The sequence below is a fragment of the Aeromonas sp. R1-1 genome (assembly GCF_040908495.1).
GTDB lineage: Bacteria > Pseudomonadota > Gammaproteobacteria > Enterobacterales > Aeromonadaceae > Aeromonas > Aeromonas veronii.
This window is the reverse complement of the sequence record NZ_JBFODV010000069.1, coordinates 1-10,135: the sequence shown is the minus strand read 5'-3', so window position 1 is coordinate 10,135 and position 10,135 is coordinate 1. Positions and strand designations below refer to the sequence as shown.

Sequence of the window (10,135 nt, the reverse complement as noted above, 5' to 3'; positions counted from 1 at the left end):
CTATCCATAGCGCACCTCCCGCACCTGACTGTCAATCGCCTCGCAACAGGCGCCGTGCACCCGCGCCAGCTCGGCCTCCAGCTCTGCCAGCGGTGGCAGATGGTGATCCCGCTCCAGCAGCAGGGGGCGCAGGCCGTGGGTCTGCACCGTATAACGGGCCAGCGCCACCACCTCCTCGCACACCGGTTTGCCATGGGTATCCAATAAAGTGCCGTCCGCCTCTTCCAGATGACCGGCGATATGGAAATAGCGGATCGCATTGCCCGGCAGCCCGGCGATCATCCGCTTGGGGCAGTAACCGTGGTTGCGGCTGTTCACAAAAACGTTGTTGATATCGAGCAGCAGCTCGCAGCCGCTGCGCGCCACCAGCTCGGCGAGAAAATCCTCCTCCGGCATCTCGTGGTCATAGCCGTGGTAGTAGGAGATATTTTCCAGCACCAGCGGGCGGGCCAGCGCCTCCTGCACCTGCGCGATCCGCTCGGCCAGATAGGGGATGTTCTCCCACTGCCGCGGCACCGGTAAGAGCTCATAGAGATAGCCCTGCTGGTCGCGGGAAAAGCTCAAATGTTCGCTGTAGATCCCGATGCCGAACTCATCCAGAAAGGTGCGGATCTGGCTGAGCAGGGGGCGATTAAGGGGCTGACAATCGCCGAGGGAGAGGCTGAGCCCGTGGGCCACCAGCGGGTAACGCTCGGCCAGCTGATGCAGCTGCGCCCGCTTGGCGCCGCCGATGGCCATCCAGTTCTCCGGCGCCAGCTCGAGAAAGTCGATGCCGGGGCGGACGGGGCCGGAGCAGAGCGCATCCAGATGCTCCTGACGCAGCCCGATCCCCCGACTGCGGGAGCTTATTGGCCGCATACCCCCTCCGTCATCTTGCTGCCCTGGCTGGATGTATTGCCATCAATCCCCTCGCCCGCCACGCCACACTTGCCATCGCGGGCGCGTACCAGCCGCCCCTGCGGATCACTGTCGAGGGCCTGCTTTTCAAAGCGCTTCTCGGTGCCGCACTTGCCCGCCGCACACTTGCCGCCGTGCTGTTCGCTGGGGGCGGCTTTCACCGGCGCATCGCTCGGGGTGGCCGCCAGCGCCAGCCCCGGAGTCAGGGCAATCAGGCTGGTCATGGCGATGGAGAGGGTCAGTTTGCCGGTGGTTTTGTTGCTGCTTGAGTTACTCATGAGCGGACTCCTTGACGGATAAAACGGGGTAGCTGGAGAGATCACGGGCAGCCACGATCTGGCCGTGGAACTGCTGTTTGACGATGGCCATCGCCTCTTTCTTGTGATTGAGGCCAACCCCCATCCAGTGGTTGAGCACCAGCAGCTTGGGGTTCACCTCGGCGGCAATCTTGGCCACCACAGATGGCTTGGCGTGAAGCGAAGCGGAGACAGGGTCGGCCCCTTCGTGGATGGCGAGCGGCATCACCAGAATGTCGGCCCCCTTGGCAAACGGCACAAAGGCCGGGTTGCTGCCGTTCTGATCTGCAGAGATAACGATGGTCCCCTCGGCGCTCTCGATGCGATAGGCCAGACAGGGCACGTCACCGTGAGGGATGCCGAGGGCGGTGATGGTCAGCCCATCCTGCTGATAGACGGTGTGAGGCTGCGGGCTCTGGTAGGGCACATCGTGCAAGGTGATGGGGAAGAGGCCATCGGTGCCATCCTTGAAGCCGCTCAGGTAGGCATAAGCGCCCTTGTCCTTGTTGAAGAGGGCATCGAAGTAGCCGCTCATGCTGGGGAAGGCCGAACCGGCCTCTGGCCCCGCCAGATCCAGCGGATCGCTGCGCTCGAAGAAATAGGCCCCCTTGAGCAGGGCGGGCAGGTCGGTCACATGGTCGGTGTGGAAGTGGGTGATGCCGATAAAATCGACCTCTTCGAGCTTGGCCCCCGCCTGGCCGAAGCGCAGGTAGACGCCGCCACCGGCATCGATCAGGATGCGGGATTTCCCCTTCCACCAGATCACCTCGCTGGAGGAGGCACGCAGGTCGTCGGAGATGGGGCCACCACTGCCGAGCACCTGCAGGGTGAAGGTTTTATCCAGTGGCGTCAGTTGTACCGGTTCGGCACAGGCCGGGGCGACGGTGAGCGCGCACCCGATGGCCAGCGCCACCGCTTTCAATCTCTGTTTCATCACAATTACCTGTCGGTTGGTTGTCGGTTGAAAGTGTGTCGTTTGTGTCGTTTAAAGAGGGGGAGAGAGGGGCCGATGGCGACGAGTGAACGCCAGCCACCGGCCATGGCGGGGCGCGAGCCCCCCGCCGTCAGTTACCGTCCCGTTCGTCCGCCTGCCAGCGCGCTTCCAGCCAGAGCAGGTTGCACAAGCCCAGCAGCAGGGCGAATCCGAGGCCCAAAATCCAGGTGAAGTACCACATAGCAGATCCCTTGAGGTCAGTAGAGTTGATGGCTGTCGCGCTTGATGCGGGCACGGTCGAGCTTGCCGCGCACCACCCGATAGACCCAGCCGGTGTAGCCCAGGTTGATCGGCATCAGCACCAGTACGAGGCCGAACATGATGGCCAGGGTCTTGTAGCTGGAGGTGCTGTCCCACAGGGTCAGGCTGCTGACCGCATCGAGGGATGAGGGCAGCACGAAGGGGAACAGGGCGATGGCCACCGAGCAGAGCATGGCGGCGCAGGCGATGGCGCTGGCCAGCAGCGCAATCCGACCCCGCTCCAGCCAGGAGGCAATCCCGCTCACCAGCGGCGCCAGCGTCCCGATGATCGGCACCAGCCACAGCAGCGGATAGTCAAAGTAGTTGCGCAGCCAGCCTCCGGCGTGGGGGATCACCCCCTTCATCAGCGGACTCAGCACGGCGTTACCGTCAAAGGGCTGGCCTGCCACACCGGTCAGCTGAAACCCTTGCAGATCCACCAGATGCCAGCCGGCCAGCAGATAGCAGAGGCTCACCAGCGGGGCCAGCAGGATGGCGATCCCCCGTGCCCGCAGCGCAGGGGTGCCGATCACCTTGGCTTGCAGAAAACCGGCGCCGTGCAGCAGCAACAGGCTGATGGCAGTGGCCAGCACCGAGAGCAGCCAGCCCCAGTGGAAGTCGAACGCGCCATAGTGCAGGCGCAGCGCCGTATCGAAGCGAAACGGCAGCCCCTCCATCACCAGACCGATGGCGGCGCCGAGGATCAGGGCCGGTATCAGGCCACCCGCCACCAGCGCCCGATCCCACCAGCGGCGCCACACCGGATCGGCCAGCTTGCTGCGATAGTCAAAACCGACCGGACGCAAAAATAGCCCGAGCAGCAGCACCACCATGGGGATGTAAAGCCCCGAGAAAGCTGCGGCATAGGCCAGCGGCCAGGCGGCGAACAGGGCACCGGCACCGGCAATCAGCCACACCTGATTGCCCTCCCACACCGGCCCCACGCTGTTGATCACCAGACGGCGGTCGTCGTCATCTTTCGACACCACCGGCAGCAGCATGGCGATGCCGAGATCGAAGCCATCCATCACGATAAAACCGACCATCATGAAGAGCACCAGCGCCCACCAGATGAGTTTCAGGGTTGCGTAATCCATCAGGCGATCCTCGCAAGTTCGGGTTGTTCACCGCTGTAGCGGCCGGTATGGAGAATGGCGGGCCCCTTGCGGATCACATGGCGCAACAGGAACAGCTCCACCACCAACAACAGGGTGTAGATGGAACAGATGGCGATCAGGCTGAACCAGAGTTGGCCCGGCTGAAGCAAAGAGACCGAGGCCGAGACCGGCAGCACGTCGCTGATGGTCCAGGGTTGACGGCCAAGCTCGGCCACCAGCCAGCCCGCCTCGATGGCAATCCAGGGCAGCGGAATGCTCCAGAGCATGGTCTTGAGCAGCCGTGGCGAGTCTTGCAGCCGGTTGCGGCAGAGCTGGACAAAGCTCACCACCATCAGCCCCAGCATGGTGATGCCAAGCCCCACCATCACCCGAAAACCCCAGAAGAGCGGCGCCACCGGCGGGATGGAGTCATCGACCGCTTTGGCGATCTCCGCCTCACCGGCCTTGGCAATATTGCTGGCATAGGGGGTGAGCAGCATGCCGTAGCCGAGATCCTTGCCGTGCTGCTCGAAGCGGGCGCGGTTGGCCGGGGTGTCATCGCCCTGCCGGATCTGCTCGAGGGCCTCGGCCGCCACCATGCCGCTGCGAATGCGCGCCTCGTTTTGCACCTTGATATCCTTGAGGCCGGTCACCGCCTCGTCGATGGAGCGGGTAGCGATGATCCCCATCAGATACGGGATCTTGATGGCGGCGTGGGTGGTCTCGGCGGTCTGATCCGGGAAGCCGAACAGGGTAAAGGAGGCTGGCGCCGGCTCGGTCTCCCACTCTGCCTCGATGGCGGCAAGCTTGACCTTCTGCACCTCGCCGGTGCGATAGCCAGACTCATCCCCGAGCACAATGACCGAGAGGATGGCCGCCAGCCCGAAGCCGGAGGCGATGGCGAAGGAGCGCAGGGCAAACTGCACTTCCGTCTTGCGCAGCAGATACCAGCTGCTCACCCCCATCACGAACATGGAGGCGGCCACATAGCCCGCCGCGACGGTGTGAACGAACTTCACCTGCGCCACCGGGTTGAACAGCACGGCGGCGATATCCACCAGCTCCATCCGCTGGGTCAGCAGGTTGAACTCGGCCCCCACCGGGTTTTGCATCCAGCCGTTGCCGATCAGGATCCAGAGCGCCGAGAGGTTGGAGCCGAGCGCCACCAGCATGGTCACCAGCAGGTGCTTGCCGCGGGAGAGCTTGTCCCAACCGAAGAAGAAGAGCCCCACCAGGGTCGATTCGAGGAAGAAGGCCATCAGCCCCTCGATGGCCAGCGGGGTACCGAAGATGTCCCCCACATAGTGGGAGTAGTAAGCCCAGTTGGTGCCGAACTGAAACTCCATGGTGATCCCCGTGGTGACCCCCATGACGAAGTTGATGCCAAACAGTTTGCCCCAGAAGCGGGTGATGTCCTGATAGATCACCTTGCCGGTCATCACATAAGCCGACTCGGCGATCACCAGGATCCAGGACAGCCCCAGCGTGAGGGGCACAAACAGGAAGTGGAACAGGGCCGTAGCGCCAAATTGCAGGCGAGACAGGCTGACCACGTCATCCGGATTGATCATGCGTCACTCTCTTTTGTTGTATTTGCCTTGCACGTTTCGTGCGTGACAAGTACATCACGGAGCATGACACCTATAACAGATGCAGTTATATTGAATTACACCTATAACAGTTGATCCAGATCATGTCCCTTTACCAGCAGTTGGCCGACCGCCTGCAAAGCCAGATCGATGATGGTATCTGGCAACCGGGGGAGCGCATCCCCTCTATTCGCCAGAGCTGCAAGACCCACGGGCTCAGCCCCATGACGGTGTTGCAGGCCTATCAACTGCTCGAAAGTCAGGGGCGGATCCTCGCCCGCCCCCAGTCCGGCTACTACGTCAAAGCCGCCTCACCACAGCTCGTGCAGCACACGCCGAGCCAGACCCACTACAGCGGCTCGGTGGATATCAACGATCTGGTGTTCGAGGTGTTGCAGGCGAGCAAATCGCGGGATCTGGTCCCCCTTGGCATGTCGGTGGCAGACCCGACCCTGTTCCCCCATCCCCAGCTCGGGCGGGCGCTGGCCAGCTGCATGCGCAAGCTCGATCCCTTCAGCACGGTGGCCGACCTGCCCCCCGGCAACGAAGCGCTGCGCCGCGCCATCGCCCAGCGCTACGCCAGCGATGGGGTGGCGGTCAATCCGCAGGAGATCATCATCACCACCGGAGCCATGGAGGCGCTCTCCCTCAGCCTGCAGGTGCTGACCGAGCCCGGCGACTGGGTGGTGGTGGAGTCCCCCACCTTCTATGGTGCCCTGCAGGCCATCGAACGGCTGAAACTCAAGGCGGTGGAGATCCCGGTCATTCCGGGGGTGGGCATCGATCTCGACCTGCTGGCCGACGCCCTCAGCCAGATGCCGATCAAGGCGTGCTGGCTGATGGGCAATGTGCAGCACCCGCTCGGCCACACCATGCCTGATAGTCACAAAGCGCGGCTGATGGCGCTGCTCAACAGCCATGGGGTGCCGCTGGTGGAGGATGACGTCTATGCCGAGGTCTACTTTGGCCGCGAGCGCCCCAAGCCGATCCGCCACTGGGATCAGCGTGGTGACAGCCTGCTCTGCAGCTCCTTTTCCAAGTGTCTGGCACCGGGCTTTCGGGTCGGCTGGGTGGTGGCGGGACCCCATGCCGAGCGGGTGCAGCGGCTGCAGCTGATGTCCACCCTCTCTACCAATGTGCCGAGCCAGCTGGCGCTGGCCGAGATGCTGCGCCAAGGCGGGGTCGATGCTCACTTTCGCCGCCTGCGCCACACCCTGGCCCAGCGCCAGCAGCAGATGCGGGCGGCCCTGCAGCGACTGTTGCCGGGCGAGGTGCGGATCTCCTCCCCCGATGGCGGCTACTTTCTCTGGCTGGCGCTGCCTGCCCATTTCGACAGCCGCGCCCTGCACGCCAAGGCTCTGGGCAGCGGTTTTTCAGTGGCTCCCGGCGCCCTCTTTTCCAGTCAGGGGCAACACAACCACTGCCTGCGCCTCAACAGCTCCCATCCCTGGAGCGAACAGCTGGAGCAGGCCCTCACCCGGCTGGCCGCACTGATTGCCGCACAACTCGGTGAAAAGTAACGTGGCAAAGAGCCGCTGACGAAACGAACAAAGGCCCGTAACGGGCCTTTGTAGTTGGGGAGTGACGCGCCTTGGCTCGCCATAAAAAACTGATCATCTGGCCATGATCTGTGACTGCACCTTGAAGCCCAGCGCCTCATAGAGCGCTTGGGCACGCTCGTTGAAGGCCATCACCTCCAGCCGGATTTGCTGAGCATCACGGGCCTTGGCCCACTCGTCGCAATGGGCGATCAGCGCCTTGCCAATCCCGCGGGAGCGGTGCTGCTCATCCACCACCACGGAGCCGATACGGCAAATCGGCGCACGGGTGAGAAAAGGCACGCTCTCATTGATATCGATCCGCGCCGTCAAAAAGCCCACCACCCTGCCATCCTGCTCGGCAACGCAGAACAGACGCCCTTCTGCGGCAATGGCATCGAGCAAAAACTCCCGCTCCTCTGGTGACGGCGGGCAGAACACCTCGGGGTAATGTGCATGGTGGATCTCTCCTATCTGCCGGTTCAGCTCGACAATGGCATCGATATCCAGTTCGCTTGCCTTGCGTATCTCCAACGGTTGCTCCTTGCAAAAAAGGTGATGGTCCTGTGCCATCTTAGGGGCTGTGCCCCACTATTCAAATAGCCTCATCCGCATCTTTTGACGAGCAACCTAAACAACAACGCCCCTTGAACGGGGCGTTATCGGCAATCCATGGCGATGAGGGATATCAGGCGGGGGCGTTAAGTTGGGCCACCTGACGCTCGATGCTCCCCTTGAGGTTGTCATCGAGTTTAAGGGCCCGCGCCAGTTCGTCGAGATAACCGCGCTCCATAAAGTGATCCACCTCGATGGCGAGCAGGGAGGCGAGATAGACCTCGGTGGCCAGCTCCATGTCGGTCACTTCCCGCGCCAGCGCGTGGGGATCGAGGGGACGGGCCAGCTCGGCGTCAATCCAGCGGGCGACATCGCTCTGGCCCTGTTCGATCAGATACTCCTGAATTTTCTGGCGCTCGGCACCGTCGATATGGCCATCGGCCCGGGCCGCAGCCACCATGGCGCGCACCAAGAGGGCCGCACGGGCATCCAGCGCATTGCCTTCCAGCCCACTGATGGGATGGGTGGGCTGGGCCGGTGCCGCCTGCTGGGCCTGCCAATCCTGATAGAGCTTGTAGGCCAGCCCGCCAAGGGCCGCAGCGCCCCCCACGGCAGCGGCCTTGCCGCCATATTTGCGCATCTTCTTGTTCCCCAGCAGCAGACCGAGCGCACCGCCGGCCAGCGCCCCCTGCATCTGCCCCTTGCGCTTGTCTCCGCCTTCGTTGAGCCAGCCTTTGCCAGCCCCCAGCAACTGTTCCAGCATCTGTTTCATGGTGTCACTCCTGCGGCTATGTTCCCGTCGATAGAGCAAGATAGTGACCTCGCCCCCCTGAATCGGGGATGAACCCTTGACCGGGCAGGCCGATGGGGCAAAGCTCAGGGAAACCCTTCAGGCAATAAGGATGTAACTGTGCCAAATCGCGAACTGACCCTGCAATTTCTGGCCGAACCCTCCGACGTCAATTTCGGCGGCAAGGTACACGGCGGCATGGTGATGAAGTGGATCGATCAGGCGGGCTATGCCTGCGCAGCCGGCTGGTGCGGCGGCTATGCGGTGACCGTCTATGTGGGGGGGATCCGCTTTTTGCGCCCCATCCAGATTGGCCAGCTGGTAGAGGTTCACGCCCAGGTGATCCACACCGGCACCACCAGCATGCATCTTGCGGTGGATGTCTACAGCCGCCATCCCACCGAGACCGAGCGCCACAAGACCACCCACTGCATCATCATCTTCGTGGCGATGGATGAGCACGGCAAGCCGACCCCAGTGCCTCAGTGGCAGCCAGTAAGCGAGAGCGATCTGCAGTTGCAGCAGTACGCCAAAAAGCTGATCGCCCTGCGCGAGGAGATCGACAAGGAGATGCGCCAGCACCTCTGACCTTGGTGATTCCCCTGCCCGATAGAGCGGGGCGCTTTCGGCCAACGGCGGCGCCCCTGTATAATCCCCCCTCTTCCCGCAACCGGAGCCCTGCCCATGTCACTGGAAACTGCCCCGCCCGAGGTGAAACTCGCGGTGGATCTGATTGAACTGCTGGAAACCAATGAGCTGGCCCCCGAGCTGGTGCTGGCGGCGCTGGCCATCGTAAAAAATGACTACGAGCGCAAGCTGGCGGAGGGGAAGGATCACTGATCCGTCCTCACACTTTGTTGCGTTTTTTCAGACTTCAACTTTTCCCCATACCGCAAATTACTGCAGCCCCATCACCTCGTCACAGAGGGCGATCAGGGCCGCGCTCAAGCGGGTGAGCGGCTCGCTCCCGCTTCCCCCTGCATGCAGCGCCAGCTCCACCGACGCCACCTTGGGCCACTGGGTCAGGGCCAGCTGATCGGCGGGCATCAACCGTTTGGGCAGCAAGCTCACGCCAATGCCCGCACTCACCGCCCCCTGCAAGCTGGCAAGGCTGGCGCTGACATAGGCGATACGCCAACGCCGACCCAGACCATCGAGCGCCTCGGTCATCTGCCGCCGATAGAGCCCTTCGCTCGGGAACACCACCAGCGGCAGCGGATCCCGTTCCCGTGCGGGCCAGTCGCGACTGTCAACCCACACCAGCGGCTCGCGCCAGCTGGCAAGGGGCGCCCCCTGCCCGCGCGTCTGCTTGACCAGCGCCAGATCCAGCTCTCCCGCCGCGAAGCGCTGCCAGATCTCGTGGCTCAGGCCGCTTTGCACTTCCAACCGTACTTCGGGGTAGTCGCGGGCAAAGGCGGCCAGCACCGGGGTAATGGCGCCTGCGGCGAAATCCTCCGGCACCCCGAGGCTGAGGGACACGCTCCCCTCGCTCACCTGCTCCTCGGCCTGTGCCAGCAGCGCCAGAATGCGGCGGGCCAGCCCCAGCAATTTTTCTCCCTCCGCCGTCGCCACCACCTGACGACCGGAGCGATCCAGCAGTGGACAGCCAAGCTGCTGCTCAAGGCGGCGGATCTGCTGGCTGATGGTGGATTGGGTCAGATGGACCCGTTCACCGGCGCGGGTAAAGCTGCCGGTGTCGATAATGGCGACAAAACTGCGCAGTAACAGGGGATCCAGCATGGGGCGCTCCATTTACAAAATCACTGAAGCCCATTCTATCATTTAATTTCCAAATGACTTTCGAGCCCGCTAGGCTGGCGCTTTTGCCTCCTTTGACGGTGATCTGCCATGTTCAGCCCCGATGACTCCGCGTCCCGAATGCCCCCTGTCTCTCCCAGAACCGGAAACAGCACCCGATGAATCAACAAAATGCGGCTCAACCCGCAGGCCAGACCGCCCTGCTGGTGCTGGTGATCCTGACTGGCCTTAACCTGCGTCCCTTTCTTACCGCCATCGGCCCGTTGAGCGGCGAGATTGGCCGCGCCCTGTCGCTGGGGATGGATACCCTCGCCTGGCTCACCCTGCTGCCGCTCTGGCTGATCGGGATTGGTGTGCTGCTCACCCCGCGCCTGCGCAGCC

12 protein-coding genes and 1 pseudogene are annotated in these 10,135 nt (G+C 63.1%); 4 read left to right on the top strand and 9 right to left on the bottom strand.

Annotated features, from left to right (window positions below):
* From AB5Y92_RS04095 to AB5Y92_RS04070, 6 genes are all read right to left on the bottom strand, one after another.
* The gene (locus AB5Y92_RS04095; protein WP_270656688.1) at positions 1-858 is read right to left on the bottom strand and encodes a DUF692 domain-containing protein; all 858 of its coding nucleotides are present in this window, start codon (positions 856-858) and stop codon (positions 1-3) included.
* Positions 846-1,175: a hypothetical protein gene (locus tag AB5Y92_RS04090; RefSeq protein WP_042056354.1), complete on the bottom strand. Its 330-nt coding sequence runs from the start codon at positions 1,173-1,175 to the stop codon at positions 846-848. Before AB5Y92_RS04090 ends, AB5Y92_RS04095 begins: the two co-directional genes overlap by 13 nt.
* A complete protein-coding gene (locus AB5Y92_RS04085) occupies positions 1,168-2,127 on the bottom strand; it encodes an MBL fold metallo-hydrolase (RefSeq protein ID WP_206875528.1) in 960 nt (319 codons plus the stop codon). Before AB5Y92_RS04085 ends, AB5Y92_RS04090 begins: the two co-directional genes overlap by 8 nt.
* A 130-nt stretch (positions 2,128-2,257) precedes the next feature.
* Entirely contained in the window at positions 2,258-2,368 is a 111-nt protein-coding gene (gene cydX / locus AB5Y92_RS04080; RefSeq protein ID WP_005337572.1) for a cytochrome bd-I oxidase subunit CydX, read from the bottom strand.
* Positions 2,369-2,384: 16 nt separating this feature from the next.
* On the bottom strand, positions 2,385-3,524 hold the full coding sequence (gene cydB / locus AB5Y92_RS04075; RefSeq protein ID WP_270656686.1) for a cytochrome d ubiquinol oxidase subunit II: 1,140 nt from the start codon (positions 3,522-3,524) through the stop codon (positions 2,385-2,387).
* A complete protein-coding gene (locus AB5Y92_RS04070) occupies positions 3,524-5,095 on the bottom strand; it encodes a cytochrome ubiquinol oxidase subunit I (RefSeq protein WP_368225655.1) in 1,572 nt (523 codons plus the stop codon). Before AB5Y92_RS04070 ends, cydB begins: the two co-directional genes overlap by 1 nt.
* A 122-nt stretch (positions 5,096-5,217) precedes the next feature.
* Here AB5Y92_RS04070 and AB5Y92_RS04065 point away from each other — a divergent pair, with 122 nt between their 5' ends.
* A complete protein-coding gene (locus tag AB5Y92_RS04065) occupies positions 5,218-6,633 on the top strand; it encodes a PLP-dependent aminotransferase family protein (protein ID WP_368225653.1) in 1,416 nt (471 codons plus the stop codon).
* Between the two features lie 93 nt (positions 6,634-6,726).
* Here the strand turns inward: AB5Y92_RS04065 and AB5Y92_RS04060 are convergent, their stop codons facing one another.
* A complete protein-coding gene (locus AB5Y92_RS04060) occupies positions 6,727-7,185 on the bottom strand; it encodes an N-acetyltransferase family protein (protein ID WP_368225651.1) in 459 nt (152 codons plus the stop codon).
* Positions 7,186-7,339: 154 nt separating this feature from the next.
* A complete protein-coding gene (locus AB5Y92_RS04055) occupies positions 7,340-7,978 on the bottom strand; it encodes a tellurite resistance TerB family protein (protein ID WP_368225649.1) in 639 nt (212 codons plus the stop codon).
* A gap of 138 nt (positions 7,979-8,116) precedes the next feature.
* On the opposite strand from AB5Y92_RS04055, the gene AB5Y92_RS04050 reads away from it, so the two are divergent.
* Entirely contained in the window at positions 8,117-8,584 is a 468-nt protein-coding gene (locus AB5Y92_RS04050) for an acyl-CoA thioesterase (RefSeq protein WP_108612015.1), read from the top strand.
* A 96-nt stretch (positions 8,585-8,680) separates the two neighbouring features.
* Positions 8,681-8,836 (top strand): pleiotropic regulatory protein RsmS, encoded by a 156-nt coding sequence (gene rsmS, locus AB5Y92_RS04045; RefSeq protein WP_005337582.1) that lies wholly within the window; start codon positions 8,681-8,683, stop codon positions 8,834-8,836.
* A 57-nt stretch (positions 8,837-8,893) separates the two neighbouring features.
* Here the strand turns inward: rsmS and AB5Y92_RS04040 are convergent, their stop codons facing one another.
* On the bottom strand, positions 8,894-9,736 hold the full coding sequence (locus tag AB5Y92_RS04040) for a LysR family transcriptional regulator (protein WP_368225647.1): 843 nt from the start codon (positions 9,734-9,736) through the stop codon (positions 8,894-8,896).
* Between the two features lie 176 nt (positions 9,737-9,912).
* Between AB5Y92_RS04040 and AB5Y92_RS04035 the strand changes: the two are divergent.
* Positions 9,913-10,135 (top strand): annotated as a pseudogene (locus tag AB5Y92_RS04035) (MFS transporter); the annotation flags it as partial.

Bases quoted from the DNA above. Each gene is read 5' to 3' on its own strand.
- AB5Y92_RS04095 (WP_270656688.1), bottom strand. From the start codon at position 858: ATGCGGCCAATAAGCTCCCGCAGTCGGGGGATCGGGCTGCGTCAGGAG.
- AB5Y92_RS04085 (WP_206875528.1), bottom strand. From the start codon at position 2,127: ATGAAACAGAGATTGAAAGCGGTGGCGCTGGCCATCGGGTGCGCGCTC.
- AB5Y92_RS04040 (WP_368225647.1), bottom strand. From the start codon at position 9,736: ATGCTGGATCCCCTGTTACTGCGCAGTTTTGTCGCCATTATCGACACC.
- AB5Y92_RS04055 (WP_368225649.1), bottom strand. From the start codon at position 7,978: ATGAAACAGATGCTGGAACAGTTGCTGGGGGCTGGCAAAGGCTGGCTC.
- rsmS (WP_005337582.1), top strand. From the start codon at position 8,681: ATGTCACTGGAAACTGCCCCGCCCGAGGTGAAACTCGCGGTGGATCTG.
- AB5Y92_RS04090 (WP_042056354.1), bottom strand. From the start codon at position 1,175: ATGAGTAACTCAAGCAGCAACAAAACCACCGGCAAACTGACCCTCTCC.
- cydB (WP_270656686.1), bottom strand. From the start codon at position 3,524: ATGGATTACGCAACCCTGAAACTCATCTGGTGGGCGCTGGTGCTCTTC.
- AB5Y92_RS04070 (WP_368225655.1), bottom strand. From the start codon at position 5,095: ATGATCAATCCGGATGACGTGGTCAGCCTGTCTCGCCTGCAATTTGGC.
- AB5Y92_RS04065 (WP_368225653.1), top strand. From the start codon at position 5,218: ATGTCCCTTTACCAGCAGTTGGCCGACCGCCTGCAAAGCCAGATCGAT.
- cydX (WP_005337572.1), bottom strand. From the start codon at position 2,368: ATGTGGTACTTCACCTGGATTTTGGGCCTCGGATTCGCCCTGCTGCTG.